Here is a 19,316-nt window from a genome sequence, read left to right as displayed (position 1 = left end):
GGGGCGGCGCTGATGTCAGGCGGCCGGGTGGACCACCCGTTCTTCGCCCGCGTGTACGCGCGGGCCGCCCCGGCGCTCGACCGGCGCGGGATGGCCCAGCGGCGGGCCGCGCTGCTCGCGGGCCTCGCGGGCGACGTGGTCGAGATCGGCGCGGGCGAGGGCCGGAACTTCCCGCACTACCCGCCCGAGGTCACCCGCGTGGTGGCGATCGAGCCCGAGCCGAGGCTGCGGCGCCTGGCGCGGGAGCGGGCGGCATCGGCGCCGGTGCGGGTGGAGGTGGTGGACGCGCTGGCCGGGCGGCTGCCCGTGGACGACGCGTCGCTCGACGCGGCGGTGGCCTGCCTGGTGCTGTGCTCGGTCGCCGACCAGGAGGCAGCGCTCAACGAGGCGTACCGCGTGCTCAGGCCGGGCGGTCAGCTGCGGTACCTGGAGCACGTGCGGGCCCCTTCGGCGGGGCTGCGCGGGGTGCAGCGGCTGCTGGACGCGACGGTCTGGCCGCGGCTCGCGGGCGGCTGCCACACGGGCAGGGACACGCTGTCGGCGGTGGAGCGCACGGGGTTCGCGGTGCCCGAGCCGGTCCGTTTCCTCTTCCCCTCCGTCCCCGGGGTGCGGACGCCGTTCTCGTTCCATGTGCTGGGCACGGCCCACCGGCCGCCCGCCGCGCCCTGATGGGATGATCCTCCGGCGGCGCCCTCGCAGGATGGGGGCGCGGGGAGGAGGAACGGCCGTGGCGCGGCTGATCGAGACCGTGGCGTGGGTGCACCTGGACGAGCGGCACCGGATCCTGGGGGCGCGCTCCCGGGGGCGGACGCTGTTCTACATCCCCGGCGGCAAGCGCGAGGCGGGCGAGGACGACGTGGCGGCGCTCGTGCGGGAGGTGCGCGAGGAGCTGGCGGTGGCCATCGACCCGGCGACGGTGGCGCACCTGGGGACGTTCACGGCGCGCGCGGACGGGCACCCCGAGGGCACGCTGGTGCGGATGGCCTGCTACACGGCCGAGCACCGGGGAACGCCCGTGGCCAGCGGCGAGGTGGAGGAGCTTGCCTGGCTGTCGCTGGCCGACCGGCACCGCACGGCGCCCGTGGACCACGCGGTGTTCGACGCCCTGGCGGGCGAGGGCCGCCTGCGTTGACGGGCCCGCGGTGTGCCCGCGGAACGATCTGGTGCGGTCGTGGCCCCGCCGACCGGACGCCTATCCCCAAAGGGCCTGCCAGGGGCCGTCGTTGACGGCGGCAAGACGGCCCTGACCCTGACATTCCCCTGAGCGGCGGCGCCTCTGCCCGACGATCCGCTCTCTCGGCCGGTCGGCACGGACCGGCGGTGCTCCCTCGGCGATCCTCGGGCGGGGTGAGAGCACTTTTGTCAGAACTGTTGACTCGCGGTCCGGCGCGTTCTACGTTCACCCCCACTGCGGCTCGTACGCCATATCTCATATACGAGACGCCGTACATGAGATGCCCATCAGAGCTCCTAGTAAGGCCCTGTCCCGCATGAATGCACCCCTGTCCGGCGCCGTACCGGTGCCCATCCCGTCCAGGACGCAGTTTGTCCTTGAGCACCTGACCCATGCGATCCTCACCGGTCAACTCGCCCCTGGGACGGCCCTGGTGGAGACGGAGCTCGCGGCGCGCTTCGGGGTGTCCAAGACCCCGGTCCGGGAGGCGCTCAAGACGCTGGCCGGGCGTGGACTGGTGGTGATGAGCGAGTACAAGGGCGCCGCGGTGCGCACCGTGGACGCGGCGATGGCGCGTTCGGTCTACGACGTGCGGCTGCTGCTCGAGCCCGAGGCGGTGCGCCGCAGCGTCGCGGGCGAGGCCGGGCTGGCCGCCGCGCACCAGGCGCTCGAACGCGCGGCCACCGCCGGGGACAGCGCCGAACGCTCCCTGGCCAACCGGGACTTCCACCGCGCGCTCTACCTGCCGTGTGGCAATCCGCTGCTGGTCCGGATGCTTGACGACCTGCGCGACCAGGCGGCGCTCGTGTCGTCGGTGGCGTGGCAGACCAGGCCGACGTGGGAGCGGGAGGCGGCCGAGCACCGCGCGATCCTGGCCCGCGCCGAGGAAGGCGAGGCGGACGGGGCGGCGGCGCTGCTGCGCGAGCACATCGAGGGCTTTGTGCGACAGGCCTTCCCGAACGCGCAGGGTCCGAGCGAGGACGGGGAGGCGGCATGAGTGACTTCGCCGAACGCCGTGCCGCGCTCGCCGGGGTTGTGGCCATCACGGTGAGCCCGTTCGACGAGGCGGACCGGCTGGAGCACGACACGTTCAGGGCGCTGATCCGCCGCCTGGTCGACGGGGGCGTGCGGGCGATCACGCCCAACGGCAACACCAGCGAGTTCTACTCCCTCACCGCCGAAGAGCGGCGTGCCGAGGTGGAGTTGACCGTAGCGGAGGCCGGGGGCGCGGCCGAGGTGATCGTGGGCGTGGGCCTGGACGTGCCCACGGCGGTCGCCGAGGCGAGGCAGGCCCGAGAGCTCGGCGCGGGGATGGTGATGGTCCACCAGCCGGTGCACCCGTATGTGTCGCTGGATGGCTGGGTGGCGTACCACCGGGCGATCGCGGAGGCCGTTCCCGAGCTCGGCGTGGTGCCGTATGTGCGGAGTGCCGCGATCGATGGCGCGACGATCGCGCGCCTGGGCGAACTGTGCCCGAATGTGATCGGGGTGAAATACGCGGTGCCCGATCCGGTGCGGTTCGCGACCGTGGCGCGTCGGGCGGGTCTGGAGCGCCTGGTGTGGGTGGCGGGTCTCGCGGAGCTGTCGGCGCCGCCGTTCTTCGCGTGCGGGGCCACCGGTTTCACCTCGGGCCTGGTCAATGTGGCGCCCCGGGTGTCCGCGCGGATGCTGGACGCGCTCCACGCGGGGGACTATCCGGCGGCGATGCGCGTGTGGGAGTCCATCCGCGTCTTCGAGGAGCTGCGCGCGGAGAACCAGTCGGCCGACAACGTGAGCGTCGTCAAGGAGGCGCTGGCCGCCCTCGGCCTGTGCGGGCGGGCGATCCGCCCTCCGAGCAGCGCCCTGCCCGAGGCGCGCCGCGCGGCGGTCGCCGAGATCGTCCGGAGGTGGGAGATATGAGGGACGCTGCCGCTGTGGCTTCGCCGCGACCGCCCGTCCCCGGACGGGTCGTGGGGTCCAAGACCGGGGAGCCGCGCGCCGACGCCGCGCGCGCCGACGGGGTCGAGGTCGGGGGGCGGGGACGGGCGCTGCGTAGTGCTCAGTGGTTCGAGACCGAGGGGCTGCGGTCGTTCAGCCATCGGGCGCGGACGCGGCAGCTGGGGTTCCTGCCGGAGGAGCACCTGGGCAAGCCCGTTATCGCGATCCTCAACACCTGGTCGGACATCAACCCCTGCCACCAGCACCTGCGCGAGCGCGCCGAGGCGGTCAAGCGGGGGGTGTGGCAGGCGGGCGGGTTCCCGCTGGAGTTCCCGGTGGCGACGCTGTCGGAGACGTTTCAAAAGCCCACGCCCATGCTCTACCGCAACCTCCTGGCGATGGAGACCGAGGAGGTGCTGCGCTCCTACCCCGTCGACGGCGCGGTGCTGATGGGCGGGTGCGACAAGACGACGCCCGCGCTGCTGATGGGCGCGGCCAGCGTGGACGTTCCCGCGGTGTTCGTTCCCGCGGGGCCGATGCTGCGCGGGCACTGGCGCGGCGAGACGCTGGGCTCGGGCACGGACATGTGGAGATACTGGGACGAGAAGCGGGCCGGGCGCATCGGCGACCGCGAGCTGGCCGAACTGGAGTGCGGTCTCGCGCGGTCGGCCGGGACGTGCATGACCATGGGCACCGCCTCCACGATGGCCTCGGCCGCCGAGGTGCTTGGCGTGACCATGCCGGGCGCCGCCGCCATCCCGGCCGTGGACTCCGGGCACAGCCGCATGGCGGCCGCCGCCGGGATGCGCGCGGTCGAGCTGGTCCGCGCCGACCTGCCGATCTCCCGCTTCCTCACGCGGGAGGCGTACGAGGACGCGATCGCCACCGTGCTCGCCCTCGGCGGCTCGACCAACGCCGTCATCCACCTGATCGCGATGGCCGGGCGCTCCCAGATCCCGCTCTCGCTCGACGACTTCGACCGCGTCGCGCGCGATGTGCCGGTCCTCGCGGACATCAGGCCGGGCGGCCGGTTCCTGATGGAGGACTTCCACTACGCGGGCGGCCTGCCCGGGCTGCTGACCCGCCTCGCCGACGCCGGGCTGCTGCACCTTCAGCGCCCCACCGTCGCCCACGCCACGCTGCGCGAACAACTCGACGGCGCCGGGGTCCACGACGACCAGGTGATCAGGGCGTTGGGCAACCCGGTGGCCGACCAGGGCGGCCTGGCCGTGCTGCGCGGCAACCTCGCCCCCGACGGCGCGGTCATCAAGCACATCTCCGCCGAGCCCCACCTCCACCACCACACGGGCCCCGCCGTCGTCTTCGACGACTACCGGACGATGCAGGCCACCATCAACGAACCAGCCCTCGGCATCACCGCCGACAGCGTCCTGGTGCTGCGCGGCTCGGGACCGCTCGGCGGCCCCGGCATGCCCGAGTACGGCATGCTGCCCATCCCCGACTACCTCATCAAGCAGGGCGTCACCGACATGGTCCGCCTCTCCGACGCCCGCATGAGCGGCACCAGCTATGGCACGTGCGTGCTGCACATCGCGCCCGAATCGCACATCGGCGGCCCCCTCGCGCTCGTCGAGGACGGCGACCTGATCACCCTCGACGTCGCAGCCAGGACGCTTCATCTCCACGTGGACGACACGGAGTTGGAACGCCGCCGCGCCGCCTGGCAGCCCCCGCCCCGGCGTTATGGCCGCGGCTACGGCGCCCTGTACGAGGAGCACATCACCCAGGCCGACACCGGCTGCGACTTCGCTTTCCTCTCCCGCGAGGGAGACGTCCCCGAACCCGACGCGGGCTGACCGCAGGAACACACCCCGTTCCAGCCCTTCGATCCCCCCTCAGAGCCCACCCATCCACACCCACGCGGGAAGCGCTTACCGCCCTACCGCCCATCGAGAATCTGGAGAAGCGGAGCATGGCCGACACCGTCAACGAGGACGGTGCCGGGTCGAACGGCCCGGTGCCGATCGTCCTCGCGGGTGCCCGCGGGCACGGCCGCTGGCACCTGCGCAACATCCGCAGGCTCGCGGACGAGGGCCTGGTCAGCCTGGTCGGAGTCTGCGAGCTCACCCCGCTCGACGAGGAAGAGCTCGCCGGGCACGGCCAGGTGGCGCAGTCGGACGACCTGGCCCGCCTGCTGGAACGCACCGCGGCCGAGGTGGTCGTGGTCTGCACTCCCATCCACACGCATGCCGAGCTGGGCCAGATCGCGGCCGACGCCGGCGCGCACCTGCTGCTTGAGAAGCCACCCACCCCCTCCCGCGCGGCGTTCGAGCGGCTCACCGGCGGACTCGAGAGGGCCGGGGTGGTCTGCCAGGTCGGCTTCCAGTCACTGGGGTCGCACGCCCTCGACCGGATCGCCGAGCTGATCGGTGACGGCGCGATCGGCACCGTGACGGGCATCGGCGCCGCCGGCGCCTGGGGGCGCGACGAGTCCTACTGGCGGCGCGCGGCCTGGGGTGGCAGTCGCCGCCTTGACGGCCGCGACGTGGTGGACGGCGTGCTCACCAATCCGCTGGCCCACGCGGTGGCCACCGCGCTGCGCATCGAGGGCGCCGAGCGGGCGGAGGACATCGCGGCCGTCGACCTGGAGTTGTACCGGGTCAACGACATCTCCGCCGACGACACGTCCTGCGCCAGGATCACCACCACGGCGGGTGGGCGGGTGGTCGCCGCCGTGACGCTGTGCGCCGAGCACCCGAGCGAGCCATACGTGGTGGTGCACGGTGACGCGGGCCGGATCACCTTCTGGTACAAGGCAGACCGGCTGCTGCTCGAACGGGCGGGAGAGCGACCGCGGGTCTCCGAGCACGGCCGCACCGACCTGCTGGCCAACCTCGTGGCCCACCTGCGCGAAGGCGCCCCGCTGCGGGCCCCGTTGGCGCACACCGGGGCGTTCACTGAGGTGGTGGAGGCGGTGCGCACGGCCCCGGATCCGCTGGTCCTGCCCCGGGGCGCCTGGCGCAGCGAGCCGGGGACGAGCGGGCCGCGCCGGGTCATCCCCGGCATCGACGAGCTGACCGCGCGGGGAGCGGCGGAGCTGGCCCTGTACTCCGAACTGGCCGTGGACTGGGCGCGATACCCGAGGGAGCGCCTTCGCCGTCCCGGCCAAGGCCCGGGCCCGGGCTGAGAAGGGGGTGGGAGTTGGCAGGCGCCATCCATGGGCTCTTTGTCCGTTGTCCGAATCCAGCGCTCGCAGGGAGAGTGCAGATGATCAAGGAAATTCCCGGCACGTCCGTGACGCGTCGGCCCGAGCCGGGTGGACGGGGCGGTCCGGCATGACACGCACCGAGATACACGTGGAGCCCACCCGGGCCCGGTCGCTGTCGCCGCGCAAGGCGCGGCCCGAGCCCAGGGGCGCGAAGACCCGCCGCCGCCGTGAGGCGGTGACGGCCTATGTCTTCCTGGCGCCCTGGTTCGTCGGTCTGGCCCTGATCACCGCGGGGCCGCTGGTGGCGTCGCTCTATCTGTCCTTCACCGACTACAACCTGATCGGTGACGCCGACTGGGTCGGGCTGGACAACTACCAGCGGATGTTCACGGACGACCCGCGCTTCATGAAGGCCCTGCGCAACACGGCGGTGTACGTCTTCGTCTCCGTCCCGCTCCAGCTGGGCTTCGCGCTGGCGCTGGCGCTGCTGCTGGACCGCGGCGTGTCCGGACTGCCCATCTACCGATCGATCTACTACCTGCCCTCGCTGCTCGGCGGAAGCGTCGCCATCGCGATCCTGTGGCGGCAGATCTTCGGCGACGAGGGCATCGTCAACGGCTTCCTCGGCATCTTCGGAGTCGAGGGCACCAGCTGGATCGCCAATCCGGACACCGCCCTGGGAACCCTGATCATCCTGAACGTCTGGACGTTCGGCGCGCCGATGGTCATCTTCCTGGCCGGACTGCGGCAGATCCCGCAGAGCCTCTACGAGGCGGCCGGGATCGACGGGGCCAACAAGCTGCGGCAGTTCCGCTCCATCACCGTGCCCCTGCTCACGCCGATCATCTTCTTCAACCTGGTGCTCCAGTTGATCAACGCCTTCCAGTCCTTCACCCAGGCGTTCGTGGTGAGCGGCGGTAAAGGCGGACCCGCGGATTCCACGCTCTTCTACACCATGTACATCTACCTGAAGGGATTCGGCCCTTCCCTGGAAATGGGATACGCATCGGCGATGGCGTGGGTGCTCGTGCTCATCATCGCCGTCTTCACGGCCATCAATTTCGGCATGTCGAAATACTGGGTGTTCTACAGTGACAAATAAAACTGAGCGCAACGGCACCCTGCTCGCCAGGACGCTTGGTGCGGCGCAGCGTCACCGGTTCCTGACGCATCTGCTGCTCATCGGGTTCGGCTTCGTCATGCTCTACCCGCTGCTGTGGATGGTCTCAAGTGCCCTCAAGCCCGAGGAGCTCATCTTCCGGGAGACCGGGCTGCTCCCGAGCGAGGTCACTCTCGACAACTTCTCCGATGGCTGGGGTGCGCTGAGCCACTCCTTCGGCCACTACTTCGTCAACTCGGCCATCGTCACGGTCGGCGCGGTGGTCGGCAATCTCGTGGCCTGTTCGCTCGCCGCCTACGCTTTCGCCAGGCTGGAGTTCCCCCTCAAGCGCCTGTGGTTCGCGCTGATGCTCGGCTCGATCATGCTGCCCCTCCACGCCGTGCTCGTCCCGCAGTACGTCCTGTTCTCCGAGCTGGACTGGATCAACACCTTCTGGCCGCTGATCATTCCGAAGTTCCTTGCCACGGACGCGTTCTTCATCTTCCTGATGGTGCAGTTCATCAGGACCCTGCCGAGGGATCTCGACGAGGCGGCCAGGATCGACGGGGCCGGGCACTGGCGGATCTTCAGCCGCATCATCATCCCGCTGTCCATGCCGGCGCTTGCCACCACGGCGATCTTCACCTTCATCTGGACGTGGAACGACTTCCTCAGCCAGCTGATCTTCCTCACCAACCCGGATATGTTCACGGCTCCGGTAGCGCTTCGCACCTTCATGGACGCCAGTGGCAATTCGTCCTGGGGCCCCATGTTCGCCATGTCCTTGCTGTCTCTCGGTCCCATTTTCGGGTTCTTCCTCGCCGGTCAGAGGTATCTGATCCGCGGTATCGCCACCACCGGGCTGCGTTAGCCCAGGTCCTTTAGAAAGGGAATAACATGTCACATCGGAAAGGAAAGTCATATGCGGCGCTCGCCGCGGTGGGGGCGCTTCTCGCGGGCGTCACCGCGTGCGGCGACGACAGCGAATCCGGCGACGGGTCCGTGACGTTGCGCATGGCCTGGTGGGGAAACGACTCCCGGCACGAGCTGACGCAAGAGGCGATCGCTCTCTTCGAGGAGAAGAATCCCGGTATCCAGGTGGAGCCTGAGTACACCGACTTCACCCCCTACTACGACCGGCTGACGACGCAGGTGGCCTCCCGTGAGGCCCCCGATGTCTTCGCGATCGAGATCCGCAGGCTGGGGGAGTTCTCCGACAACGAGATCCTGGCCGACCTCACGGACCGGTTGGACACGGCGGACCTTGACCCGAATGTGCTGGCGTCCGGCGTGGTGAACGATCAGCAGGTGGGCATACCCACGGGCGCCAACACCTTCAGCCTGATGGCGAACACCGCCGTGTTCGACGAGGCGGGGGTCGAGCTCCCGGACGACACCTCATGGACGTGGGACGACTACCTGGAGGTCAGCCAGCAGATCAGCGAGGCCACAGGGGACGCCTACGGCTCGCAGCCGTCGTTCAACGACGCCTTCCTGAAGATCTTCGCGGAGCAGCACGGCGAGCAGATGTACACCGAGGACGGCATCGGCCTCTCCGAGGACACGCTGGTCGAGTGGTTCGAGCTCCAGCTGGAGCACCAGGACTCCGGTGCCGCGCCGGACGCGGCGCTCAGCGCCGAGCTCGGAAGCGCCGTCGAGAACGCCCTGGTCGCCACCAACGACGGAGCGTTCGGCATGTGGTGGAGCAACCAGCTGAGCGCCATCAGCATCAGCTCGGGCGAGAGCATCGAGTTGCTGCGCTTCCCGACCGCCCCCGGCGCCGAGGCCAGCGGCATGTTCCTCCAGCCGAGCATGTACTGGTCGTCCTACGCCGGGACCGAGCACCCCGAGGAGGCGGCCCTGCTCATCGACTTCCTCGTCAACGACCCCGAGGCAGGAGCCATCCTGGGCTCGGACCGCGGGCTTCCCATCAACTCCACCGTGCTGGAGAGCATCCAGGCCGATCTTCCTGAGGCGGACGTCGCCTCGCTCGAGTTCTTCAACGAGATCGCAGGGGAGCTCAGCGCGGCCCCCACCGCGCCGCCCCTGGGAGCGGGCGACATCCCCGACATGCTGGAGCGCTACGGCCAGGAGGTCCTGTTCGGCAACCAGAGCCCGCGGGAGGCGGCCTCCGCCTTCCTCGCCGAAGCCGATTCCACCCTGGGCTGACCGTGCCGGGCGGACCGGCCGCGGATCCCCGGCCGGTGCCGTGCGCGCACGGCACCGGCCGCCTCGACGCCTGAACCAGGAGCAAGCTGTGGGTACTCGATACGCCTTTGTCGGTCTCGGTCATCGCGCCCGGATGTATGTGAACGCGCTTCTGACCGACTGGAGCGACGCCGGCGAGATCACCGGCCTGTGCGACGTCAACCAGACCCGCATGAACTACTACAACCGCACCATCGCGCGATCGGGTCGCCCCGAGGTCCCCTGCTTCGCGCCCGACCGCTTCGAGGAGATGCTTGACCGCGCCGACACCGTGGTGGTCACCACGGTGGACGCGCTGCACGCCACCTATGTGTGCGCGGCGCTCGACGCCGACCGGAACGTCGTGGTGGAGAAGCCGCTGACCACGGACGCGGCGGGCTGCGCCGCCATCGCCGACTCGGCGGCGCGCAGCGACGGCAATCTCATCGTGACCTTCAACTACCGCTATTCGCCGCGCAATTCCGCGGTGCGCGGGCTCCTCGCCGAGGGGGCCGTGGGCGAGGTCACCTCCGTGCACTTCGAATGGCTGCTTGACACCATCCACGGCGCGGACTACTTCCGCCGCTGGCACCGGGACAGGTCGGCCTCAGGGGGGCTGCTCGTCCACAAGTCCAGCCACCACTTCGATCTCGTCAACTGGTGGCTCGACTCGGCGGCCGAGCTGGTGTTCGCCCAGGCGGACCTGCGCTTCTACGGCGAGGAGAACGCGGCGGCGCGGGGCCTGACCGGACGTCCCGCGCGCGGGCAGGGCGCGCCCGGACTCGGCAGTGACCCCTTCCTCCTGGACGTCTCCGCCGACCCCCGGCTCGCCGAGCTCTACCTGCGAGCCGAGCACGAGGACGGCTACATCAGGGACCGCGACGTCTTCGGCCCCGGCGTCACCATTGACGACAACATGGCGGTCCTGGTCCGCTACGCGAACCGGGCGATGCTCACCTATTCCCTCAACGCCCACGCGCCGTACGAGGGTTACCGGGTGTCCTTCAACGGCACCGAGGGCCGCATCGAACTGAACGTCTGCGAAAGGGCCTGGACTCCCCCGCACGCCGCGATCGATCCAAGCGCCGCGTCCAAGGAGAACGCCGAGGGCGCCTGGGAGCGGCTTGTCCTGCACCGGCACTGGAACAAGCCGGAGGACATCGCCATCGAAGGCGGCGCGGGAGCGCACGGCGGCGGTGACCGGCTGCTGCTCGACGATGTCTTCCGCGGGCCGTCCGATGACCCGCTGGCGCGGCCCGCCGGGTACCGCGACGGCATCCGGAGCGTCCTGATCGGCGCCGCGGCGAACCGTTCGGCCGAAACGGGTACCCCTGTCCGTCTGACCGACGACGGCACCCGCCTGGCCGACTGAGGGCGAGAGGTCAGCCCGCCAGCCACTCCTCCACCGCTTCGGCCGCGGCGTCGGCGTGCGCCTCCATCATCGTGAAGTGGTCGCCCGCGACGTCGACAGCCCGGTGGGGGTGCTTCCAGGTGGCCCGCCACGGCTCGCCCTCGGGCAGCCCGGCCAGCGGCGTGCTCGAGCGGACCAGGAGCGTGGGCGCCGAGACCGGGGACGGGGTCCAGTCGAAGCTCATGTAGCGGCCCATCGCGGTGAGCCACGCGTCGTCCTCGCCGCCGAGCACGCGGTCCCTGCGGGCCTTCAGGCCCCGGATGACGGCGGGGATGAGGCGTTCGAGCAGCTCGGTCTCGTCGGGCGGGTAGCTGTCGAGCAAGACGACCCGGTCGGGCGCGGTGCCACGGGCCCGGAGCTCCTCGGCGACGGCGTGGGCGACGAAGCCGCCCGACGAGTAACCGACCAGCGCGAACGGCGCCCCGTCGGCAAGCCGCAGCGCCGTGTCGGCGTGGGCGCGGGCCAGGGCGCGGGCCGTGGCGGCGACGGGCTCTCCCGCGCGGAAACCCGGGTGGGGCAGCGCGACGACGGCGCGCCTGCCGCGCAGCGCGGCGGCGAACCGCGCGTACTGGTGGGGGCCCGAGACGCCGATGATCGGCGGGAGGCACAGCAGCGTGGGGCCCTCGTGGTCGCCGCCCGCGAGCCGCACCCCGGTGCCGCCGTCGGGCGGGGTGGGGGCTCATCTCGATGAACGTGTGGTGTCCCGCGTTCATGAGCGTGGCGGCGGCGCGGTCGAAGCTGCCGGGCTGCCGCAGGTTGGCGAACCAGTACGCGGCGTCGAGGCGGGTGGTGTCGGTGATCTCGCCGGTGACGGATGAGGCTGGGGGGCGGGCGCGGCGTCGGGGTCGCGGTCGGGCGCGGGGTCGCGGTCGGGGTCGCGGTCCCGCGGGTCCGGCTCCTCCAGCAGCACATGCGCGTTGGTGCCGCTGACGCCGAACGACGAGACGCCCGCGCGGCGGGCCCTTCCGGTCTCGGGCCAGGGCGTCGCGGTGGCCAGGAGAGAGACGGCGCCGCGCGACCAGTCGACGTGCGGCGTGGGCTCCTTGAGGTGCAGGGTGGCGGGGAGGGTGCCATGGCGCATGGCGAGCACCATCTTGATGACGCCCGCGACCCCGGCTGCGGCCTGGCTGTGGCCGAGGTTGGACTTCGACGAGCCCAGCCACAGCGGGCGTTCGGGCGCGCGGCCTCGGCCGTAGACGGAGATGACGGCCTGGGCCTCGATGGGGTCGCCGAGCGTGGTGCCCGTGCCGTGGGCCTCGACGGCGTCGATGTCCTCGGGGCGCAGCCCGGCATCGGCCAACGCGGCCCGGATCACGCGCTGTTGGGAGGGGCCGTTGGGCGCGGTGAGGCCGTTGGAGGCGCCGTCGGAGTTGACGGCGGAGCCTCGGATGACCGCGAGCACGCGGTGGCCGTTGCGGCGGGCGTCGCAGAGGCGTTCCACGACGAGGACGCCGACGCCCTCGGAGAAGCCGGTGCCGTCGGCGGACGCGTCGAACGGCTTGCAGCGGCCGTCGGGCGCCAGGCCGCCCTGCTTGCTGAACTCGACGAACGCGGTGGGCGTGGCCATCACGGTCGCCCCGCCCGCGAGCGCGAGGTCGCACTCGCCGCGGCGCAGGGCCTGCGCGGCCAGGTGCAGCGTCACGAGGGACGCGGAGCACGCGGTATCGAGCAGGAGCCGCTGCTGGGGGTCCATGGCCAGGGCCTCGCGTGGACTGATGCCGAAGAACGCGGCGTCGAAGTCGGCGGCGTCGTGCAGGAATCCGCCGCGCGCGGTGGCGCTGGCGCCCTCGGGGAGGTCCCAGCCGCGGTCGTCGGGGAACGGCACGAGGGCGTCATCGCCCGCGGCCAGCAGCCGCCACAGCTCATCGGGCGAGGCGATGCCGCCGGGGAAGCGGCAGCCCATGGCGACGATGGCGATGGGCTCGTGGGCGGCGTCGGTCAACTCCCGGTTGAGGCGGCGGAGTTTCGTGTTCTCCTTGACGGAGGCGCGCAGTGCGGCGACGACGGTCGCCTCGGTGCCGGTCATGCTCGTTCCCCCCGGTTCCCTGTGTGGTGGGCCGTGTCGGTGTCGTGGCGGGCGGCGCCGTCGGCCGTGGTGCCGTCGGCCGCGTCGGGCTCGTCGGCCGCTTCGGGCTCGTCGGCCGCTTCGTCGTCGCCCGCCTCGGAGAGGACCAGGTACACAAGGTCGTCCACGCTCATCGCGTCGACCTCGGCCAACTCGTCGGCCTCGTCGGCCTCGTCGCTCTCGTCGGTCGCGCTGGCTCTGACGGGGTGGGGTGCCGGGGCGGGGGCGGGGGGCGCCTCGGGCAGGGCGTCGAGGAAGGCGTTGGCCGCGGTGTAGTTGCCCTGGCCGACGTTGCCGACGACTCCGGCGAACGAGGAGAACAGCACGAACGCCGACAGATCGAGGCCCGCGGTCAGCTCGTGCAGATGGGTGGCGGCGTCGACCTTGGGGCGCGCCACGGCGGCGAACCGCTCGGGGGTGAGGTCGCCCAGCGCCCCGTCGTCCAGCACACCCGCGGTGTGGAAGACGGTGGTGATGCCGGGGTGGGCGTCGATGACGGCGGCAAGCGCGGCGCGGTCGGCGGCGTCGCATGCGGCGATGGTCACCTCGGCGCCCAACGCCCGTAGCTCCTCGGCCAGTTGGGCGGCGCCTTGCGCGCGTTCCCCGCTGCGGCTGAGCAGCAGCAGGTGCGCGGCCCCCTCGCGGGCCAGCCAGCGGGCGACATGGGCGCCGAGCGCGCCGGTCCCGCCGGTGATGAGCGCCGTGCCCTGGGGGCGCCAGGGGTGGCGCCCGGTGGCGGGGTGCGCGCGGCGCAGGCGGCGGGTGTGCAACGCCGTGCCGCGCACGGCCAGTTGGTCCTCGCCCTGCCCCGTGGCTCCGCCTAGGGCGGCGCACAGCCGTTCCAGCGTGGGCTGTTCGGGCGCGCCTGCCGGGAGGTCGATCAACCCGCCCCAGCGTTCGGGGTGTTCGAGGGCGGCGACCCGGCCGAGGCCCCACAGCCGCGCCTGCCACGGGTCGGGCGCGGCGTCCGCGGCGCCCGTGGTGACGGCGGCGCGGGTGAGCACCCACAGCGGGGCGTGCACGCCGACGCCCGCGAGGGCGCGGGGCAGGCCCGCGGTGGCGGGGAGGGGATCGCCGTCGTCGGCGAGGGCAAGCAGCGCGAGCACGCCCCTGATCTCCGGCGCCGGGGGAACGCCCTCGCCCGGGGCGGCGAGGGTGACATCGGCGCCCGCGCCCTTCAGCGCGTCGGCGACGGCGGCCATTGCGTCGCTCTCGATGACGCCCGATGGGGTGAGGAGCAGCCAGGTGCCGCCGAGCCCCGGGCCCTGGCCCGGGGCGGGGTCGGGCAGGCGCTGCCACGCGACCCGGTACAGCCAGCCGTCGGCGTCGTGCGTGCCAGTACGGGGCGGGACGGCGTCGAGCCAGTAACGGCGGCGCTGGAACGGGTAGGTGGGGACGTCGACGCGGCGGGCGCCGGGGAAGACCGCGCACCAGTCGAGGGGGACGCCGCGGACCCACGCTTCGGAGAGGGAGGCGAGGAAACGCGCCTGGCCGCCCTCGTTGCGGCGCAACGAGCCGATGGCGACGGCCTCTTCGAGCCCCGGCACCAGAACGGGGTGGGCGCTGCACTCGATGAACACCCCGTGGCCCTGGGAGCGCGCGGCCTCCACGGCCTCGTCGAAACGGACGCGGCCGCGCAGGCTGTCGAACCAGTAGCCGGCGTCGAGCGTCGCCGGGTCCGCCCTCCCCCCTGTGGCGATGGGGAGGGTGCGCGCGGCGAGTTGGACGGGGGTGCGGTCAGGAGGTGGCGTCGACGCCCTGGCGGGCGGGCGCGGCATCGGCCGTCTCGGCCACGTCATCGACGGCCCCGACGGCACCGATGGCACCGACGGCACCGGCCGAGGGCCGCATTCCGGCGTCGGCGTCCCTGCGCAGGAGGGCGGCGTAGCGGCCTTCGAGGGCCAGCAGCTCGGCGTGGGTGCCGCGTTCGGCGATCCGGCCCCCGTCGAGCACGACGATCTGGTCGGCGTCGCGCACGGTGGAGAGCCGGTGGGCGATGGTGATGGTGGTGCGCCCGGCGGACAGGGCGTCGATGGCGCGCTGGACGGCCTGCTCGGTGCGGGTGTCGAGCGCGCTGGTCGCCTCGTCGAGGACCAGCACGGGCGGGTCGCGCAGGATCGTGCGGGCCAGCGCGAGGCGCTGCTTCTCGCCGCCGGAGAAGCGGTAGCCGCGCTCCCCCACGACCGTGTCGTAGCCGTCGGGCAGCGACGCGATGTGGTCGTGGATGTGGGCGGCCCGCGCGGCGGCCTCGATCTCGTCGGGGGTGGCGTCGGGCCTGGCGAACCTGAGGTTCTCGGCGACCGAGGCGTGGAAGAGGTACGCCTCCTGCGAGACGACGCCGACCGCGCGGGCCAGGGCGGCGAAGCTGAGGTCGCGCACGTCGGTGCCGTCGATGGTGACCCGGCCGCCCGTCACGTCGTACAGGCGCGGCACCAGGTAGCCGAGCGAGGTCTTGCCCGCGCCCGTCGGGCCCACCACGGCGAGCGAGCCACCCGCGGGGACGGCGATGTCGATGCCGGAGAGGATGGGCGGCGCGCCGGGCTCGTAGCCGAAGGTGACGTTCTCGAACCTGACGTCGCCGCGCGCCCTGGTGCCGGGCTCGACCGGGTCGGGGCGTTCGGTGATGTCGACGCGCAGGTCGAGGTATTCGAAGATCCGCTGGAAGAGCGCAAGCGACGCCTGGATGTCCACGCCGGTGGAGAGCAGCGAGACGGCGGGCCGCAGCAGCCCCTGCTGGAGGCTGACGAACGCGACCAGCGTGCCGATCGACGGCGGGGTGCCGCCGAGCTGGAACATCAAGCCCGCCGACCAGTAGAGCAGCGCGGGGATCGCGGCCATGATCATGCCGATCGTGGCCATCCGCCAGCGCCCCGCCATGCTGGCGCGGGTCTCGACGTCGGCCAGCTGCCGTGACTCGTCGGCGAACTCGCGGGTCAGGGCCTCGGCGCGGCCCATCGTGCGGCCGAGCAGGATGCCGCTGACCGACAGGGACTCGGTGACGGTGGCGGCCATGGCCGCCATCTGCTTCTGCCGCTGGGTGGTGATCCTGCGCCGCTCGCGGCCGACGCGGCGCGCGATCCAGACGAACGCGGGCAGCAGCGCGAGCGACACCAGCGTCAGCCGCCAGTCGAGCGCGAGCATGGCGACCACGGTGGCGACGACCGCGGTCAGGTTGGAGACCAGCGACGTGGCCGTGGAGGTGACGGTGGCCTGCATGCTGCCGATGTCGCTGGCGATGCGGGACTGGACCTCGCCGGTGCGGGTCCTGGTGAAGAACGCCAGCGGCATCTGCTGGAGCTTGGCGTACACGGCGGTGCGCAGGTCGTGCATGACCCGCTGGCCGACGGTGGTGGAGATGAGGGTCTGGAGCACGCCGAAGACCGAGCTGGTCACGGCGGTGGCGATCATGCCGAGCGCGAGCAGGGCGAGCAGCCCGGTGCGGCGCTCGGGGAGGGCGACGTCGATGACCTCGCGGAGCAGGAACGGCGAGGCGACGGCCACGAGGGACGAGGCGGCCACCAGGAGGCCGACCAGGGCGAGGCGGCCGCGGTAGGGGCGGAAGAGGCGAAGGATCCGGCGGATCTGGGCGGGCTGCCCGGCGTCGGCCGGCTCGGGCTGGGGGTCCCGGGGGGTGGCGCGGCTGGGCGCTGCGTGGTGGGGGGCGTCGTGCGGCATGGGCTCCTTCGGTGCTGCGGGAACGGCGCGACGGTCCGGCGCGTCGCGCCAACCCTCAACCCTACGGCGATCGCCGCCCGGATCAGCCGCCTCCGCGCAGGTCGGCGAGAGGGCGGAGAGCTGGCCAGCGGCCGTGACCCGTGTTACCAAGGGCCATGCCCGAAGGAACTCTCCACGACGTCCATGACGCGGTGATCGTCGGCGGCGGCCACAACGGCCTGGTGGCCGCCGCCTATCTGGCCAGGGCGGGTCGCCGGGTGCTGGTGCTCGAACGGCTGGGCAGGACGGGCGGCGCGGCCGTCTCCGACGCGGCCTTCCCCGGCGTCGCCGCGCGGCTCTCGCGCTACGCGTACCTGGTGAGCCTGCTGCCCGCGCGGATCGTGCGCGACCTGGGGCTGAACGTCACGCTGCGGCCGAGGCGCTGGTCGTCCTACACGCCCTTCGAGCGGGGCGGGGTCCCCGGCGGGCTGCTCGTGGGCGGCGGGGAGGCCAGGACGCGGGAGGCGTTCGCGCGGCTGACCGGCTCGGACCGGGAGTACGAGGCGTGGCGGCGCTTCCACGCCATGACCGGGCGGGTGGCCGAGCGGGTGTGGCCCACGCTGACCGAGCCGCTGCCGGGGCGGGCCGAGCTGCGGGCGCGGGTGGGCGACGGCGCGGCGTGGGAGGCGCTGTTCGAGCGGCCGCTCGGCGAGGCGATCGAGGCGGCGTTCGACGACGACCTGGTGCGCGGGGTGGTGCTGACGGACGGGCTGATCGGCACGTTCGCCGGGGCGCACGACCCGGCGCTGCTCCAGAACCGCTGCTTCCTGTACCACGTGATGGGGCAGGGCACGGGCGCGTGGGATGTGCCGGTGGGCGGGATGGGCGCGGTGACGGACGCGCTGGCCGACGCGGCGCGGGCGGCGGGCGCGGAGATCCGGGTGGGGCACGAGGTGACGTCCATCGCGACGGACGGGACGGCGGCCGAGGTGGCGTTCGTGACCGAGGGGGGCGGCGGCGGCACGGTGGGCGCGCGCCGGGTGCTGGTCAACGCGTCGCCGCGGGAGCTGGCTCGGCTGCTTGGCGAGGAGCCAGGGGCCGCCGCCGCGGCGGAGGGCGCGCAGTTCAAGGTGAACATGCTGCTGCGGCGGCTGCCCGCGCTGCGCGACCCCGGCGTGGATCCGCGCGAGGCGTTCGCGGGAACGTTCCACATCGCCGAGGGCTATGGGCAGCTGGCGGCGGCGCACCGGGAGGCGGCGGCGGGGCGGCTGCCGGGCACGCCGCCGAGCGAGGTGTACTGCCACTCGCTCACCGACCCCTCGATCCTCTCCCCCGAGCTGGCCGCGACGGGCCACCACACCCTGACGCTGTTCGGGCTGCACACCCCCGCGCGGCTCTTCGCGGGGGGTGAGGGGAGGAACGACGCGGCGCGCGCGGAGCTGCTGGGCGCGACGCTCGCGGCGTTCGACGCGCACCTGGCCGAGCCGATCGCCGACTGCCTCGCGCTGGACGGCGACGGCAGGCCCTGCGTCGAGGCGAGGACGCCGCTCGACCTGGAGCGCGACCTGCGGCTGCCCGGCGGCCACATCTTCCACGGCGACCTCTCCTTCCCCTGGCTCGACGAGGCGGACGAGGCCGAAGGGGAGGCCGCCGAGCGCGCCGCGGCCGACCCCGCGGCGCGCTGGGGCGTGGCGACGGGCCACCCCACGGTGCTGCTGTGCGGCGCCGGCGCGGTGCGCGGCGGCGGCGTCAGCGGCATCGGGGGGCACAACGCGGCGATGGCCGTGCTGAGTTCGGACGCCTGACGGCGGCGCGCCGGGTCGTTACGCTGGGCGGCATGGCCGTGGACGAGACGCTGTCCGCCGACTGGCTGCGGGCGCCCGCGGCCCCGCCGCCCGACGAGGCGACGCTCGGCGCGTTCGACCGGCTGCTCGACCGCGCCGGGCTCGTGCTGCACGGCTCGGACCGCGCCGACCTGCGGGAGCTGACGCCGCGGCGGTGCGGCCGCTGGCCCGGCGCGCGGTGGCCCCCGAGGACTTCCCCTTCCTCGACCGGCTACGCGGCCACGACGACGCGGCGGTCTTCGCCCGAGTCGAGGCCGACCCCCTGGGCTTCCCCTGGCTCGACGCCCGAGAACGCGCGAAGGGACCTGAAAGCACCCGAGGACACCGGGGCCGGAAATGCCTGTTTTGCCCCGGCTCTCCGGGGAACCCGGCGCCCATGCGACACGACGACTTCATAGGACAGGTCCAGGCCCGCGCCCGGCTCGACAGCAGGGGCGCTGCCGAGGCCGCCACCCGGGCCAGCCTGGAGACCCTCGCCGAACGCATCCCGCCCGCGCTGGCCGAGCACCTTGCCGCCCAGCTGCCCCGGGAGATCGGCGAGCACCTGCGGCGCGTCGCCACGGCGCCCGACCTCCCGGCCACCGGCATCAGGATGACCAACGAGCAGTTCTTCGCCCGCGTCTCCGAGCGCTCGGGCGCCGACCTGCCCAAGGCGGTGCACGAGGCCCGTTGCGTGGTCGAGGTCACGGACGAGGCCACCGTCGGGAGCCTGACCGACAAGGTCAGGGACGCCCTGGACGACGAGCTCGCCGACGTCCTCTTCGCGGGCAGCTCCGGGCGGTGAGCGGCCGTGACC

Annotated in this window: 15 protein-coding genes and 2 pseudogenes; 13 read left to right on the top strand and 4 right to left on the bottom strand. The window is 72.8% G+C overall.

All coding sequences use genetic code 11. The features are described from left to right. Positions 1–12: 12 nt before the first annotated feature. The 10 genes from DEH69_RS14880 to DEH69_RS14835 all read left to right on the top strand — a co-directional run bounded on the left by DEH69_RS14880 (position 13) and on the right by DEH69_RS14835 (position 10,918). On the top strand, positions 13–669 hold the full coding sequence (locus DEH69_RS14880; protein WP_113687449.1) for a class I SAM-dependent methyltransferase: 657 nt from the start codon (positions 13–15) through the stop codon (positions 667–669). A 58-nt stretch (positions 670–727) separates the two neighbouring features. After that, complete coding sequence (locus tag DEH69_RS14875; RefSeq protein WP_113687448.1) at positions 728–1,132, top strand: NUDIX domain-containing protein; 405 nt, start codon at positions 728–730, stop codon at positions 1,130–1,132. Positions 1,133–1,490: 358 nt separating this feature from the next. After that, the gene (locus DEH69_RS14870) at positions 1,491–2,171 is read left to right on the top strand and encodes a GntR family transcriptional regulator (RefSeq protein ID WP_113687447.1); all 681 of its coding nucleotides are present in this window, start codon (positions 1,491–1,493) and stop codon (positions 2,169–2,171) included. Continuing rightward, positions 2,168–3,073, top strand: coding sequence for a dihydrodipicolinate synthase family protein (locus DEH69_RS14865; RefSeq protein WP_113687446.1), 906 nt, complete (start codon positions 2,168–2,170; stop codon positions 3,071–3,073). The genes DEH69_RS14870 and DEH69_RS14865 overlap by 4 nt, the downstream gene beginning before the upstream one ends. A gap of 128 nt (positions 3,074–3,201) precedes the next feature. Beyond that, positions 3,202–4,908 carry an L-arabinonate dehydratase gene (gene araD, locus DEH69_RS14860; RefSeq protein WP_258534685.1) on the top strand — a complete coding sequence of 569 codons (1,707 nt, stop codon included), beginning with the start codon at positions 3,202–3,204 and terminating at the stop codon, positions 4,906–4,908. Between the two features lie 116 nt (positions 4,909–5,024). Next, on the top strand, positions 5,025–6,239 hold the full coding sequence (locus tag DEH69_RS14855) for a Gfo/Idh/MocA family protein (protein WP_113687444.1): 1,215 nt from the start codon (positions 5,025–5,027) through the stop codon (positions 6,237–6,239). A gap of 148 nt (positions 6,240–6,387) precedes the next feature. Next, a complete protein-coding gene (locus DEH69_RS14850) occupies positions 6,388–7,362 on the top strand; it encodes a carbohydrate ABC transporter permease (protein WP_113687443.1) in 975 nt (324 codons plus the stop codon). Beyond that, the gene (locus DEH69_RS14845) at positions 7,352–8,230 is read left to right on the top strand and encodes a carbohydrate ABC transporter permease (RefSeq protein WP_258534675.1); all 879 of its coding nucleotides are present in this window, start codon (positions 7,352–7,354) and stop codon (positions 8,228–8,230) included. Before DEH69_RS14850 ends, DEH69_RS14845 begins: the two co-directional genes overlap by 11 nt. Positions 8,231–8,256: 26 nt before the next feature. Beyond that, entirely contained in the window at positions 8,257–9,528 is a 1,272-nt protein-coding gene (locus tag DEH69_RS14840; RefSeq protein WP_113687442.1) for an ABC transporter substrate-binding protein, read from the top strand. A gap of 40 nt (positions 9,529–9,568) precedes the next feature. Further along, complete coding sequence (locus DEH69_RS14835) at positions 9,569–10,918, top strand: Gfo/Idh/MocA family oxidoreductase (RefSeq protein WP_309302797.1); 1,350 nt, start codon at positions 9,569–9,571, stop codon at positions 10,916–10,918. 10 nt (positions 10,919–10,928) lie between these two features. Here the strand turns inward: DEH69_RS14835 and DEH69_RS14830 are convergent, their stop codons facing one another. From DEH69_RS14830 to DEH69_RS14815, 4 genes and pseudogenes are all read right to left on the bottom strand, one after another. Further along, on the bottom strand, positions 10,929–11,606 hold the full coding sequence (locus DEH69_RS14830) for an alpha/beta fold hydrolase (RefSeq protein WP_113687440.1): 678 nt from the start codon (positions 11,604–11,606) through the stop codon (positions 10,929–10,931). 246 nt (positions 11,607–11,852) lie between these two features. After that, positions 11,853–13,741, bottom strand: a pseudogene (locus DEH69_RS32730) (SDR family NAD(P)-dependent oxidoreductase); the annotation flags it as partial. A gap of 735 nt (positions 13,742–14,476) precedes the next feature. Then, positions 14,477–14,800, bottom strand: a pseudogene (locus DEH69_RS32725) (acyltransferase domain-containing protein); the annotation flags it as partial. After that, a complete protein-coding gene (locus tag DEH69_RS14815) occupies positions 14,760–16,697 on the bottom strand; it encodes an ABC transporter ATP-binding protein (RefSeq protein WP_113687437.1) in 1,938 nt (645 codons plus the stop codon). The pseudogene DEH69_RS32725 and the gene DEH69_RS14815, both read right to left, overlap by 41 nt. Positions 16,698–16,852: 155 nt before the next feature. Between DEH69_RS14815 and DEH69_RS14810 the strand changes: the two genes are divergently transcribed. The 3 genes from DEH69_RS14810 to DEH69_RS14805 are packed head-to-tail and all read left to right on the top strand — an operon-like array spanning position 16,853 to position 19,304. After that, positions 16,853–18,481, top strand: coding sequence for an NAD(P)/FAD-dependent oxidoreductase (locus DEH69_RS14810; RefSeq protein WP_113687436.1), 1,629 nt, complete (start codon positions 16,853–16,855; stop codon positions 18,479–18,481). A gap of 32 nt (positions 18,482–18,513) precedes the next feature. After that, positions 18,514–18,918, top strand: coding sequence for a hypothetical protein (locus tag DEH69_RS31000; protein WP_147255589.1), 405 nt, complete (start codon positions 18,514–18,516; stop codon positions 18,916–18,918). Further along, entirely contained in the window at positions 18,897–19,304 is a 408-nt protein-coding gene (locus tag DEH69_RS14805) for a DUF2267 domain-containing protein (protein WP_113687435.1), read from the top strand. Before DEH69_RS31000 ends, DEH69_RS14805 begins: the two co-directional genes overlap by 22 nt. Positions 19,305–19,316 lie beyond the last annotated feature (12 nt).

The sequence above is a fragment of the Streptomyces sp. PT12 genome (assembly GCF_003311645.1).
GTDB lineage: Bacteria > Actinomycetota > Actinomycetes > Streptomycetales > Streptomycetaceae > Streptomyces.
This window is presented reverse-complemented; position numbering and strand designations above follow the sequence as displayed.

Bases quoted from the DNA above. Each gene is read 5' to 3' on its own strand.
- DEH69_RS14865 (WP_113687446.1), top strand. From the start codon at position 2,168: ATGAGTGACTTCGCCGAACGCCGTGCCGCGCTCGCCGGGGTTGTGGCC.
- DEH69_RS31000 (WP_147255589.1), top strand. From the start codon at position 18,514: ATGGCCGTGGACGAGACGCTGTCCGCCGACTGGCTGCGGGCGCCCGCG.
- DEH69_RS14810 (WP_113687436.1), top strand. From the start codon at position 16,853: ATGCCCGAAGGAACTCTCCACGACGTCCATGACGCGGTGATCGTCGGC.
- DEH69_RS14815 (WP_113687437.1), bottom strand. From the start codon at position 16,697: ATGCCGCACGACGCCCCCCACCACGCAGCGCCCAGCCGCGCCACCCCC.
- DEH69_RS14850 (WP_113687443.1), top strand. From the start codon at position 6,388: ATGACACGCACCGAGATACACGTGGAGCCCACCCGGGCCCGGTCGCTG.
- DEH69_RS14840 (WP_113687442.1), top strand. From the start codon at position 8,257: ATGTCACATCGGAAAGGAAAGTCATATGCGGCGCTCGCCGCGGTGGGG.
- DEH69_RS14805 (WP_113687435.1), top strand. From the start codon at position 18,897: ATGCGACACGACGACTTCATAGGACAGGTCCAGGCCCGCGCCCGGCTC.
- DEH69_RS14870 (WP_113687447.1), top strand. From the start codon at position 1,491: ATGAATGCACCCCTGTCCGGCGCCGTACCGGTGCCCATCCCGTCCAGG.
- DEH69_RS14880 (WP_113687449.1), top strand. From the start codon at position 13: ATGTCAGGCGGCCGGGTGGACCACCCGTTCTTCGCCCGCGTGTACGCG.
- DEH69_RS14855 (WP_113687444.1), top strand. From the start codon at position 5,025: ATGGCCGACACCGTCAACGAGGACGGTGCCGGGTCGAACGGCCCGGTG.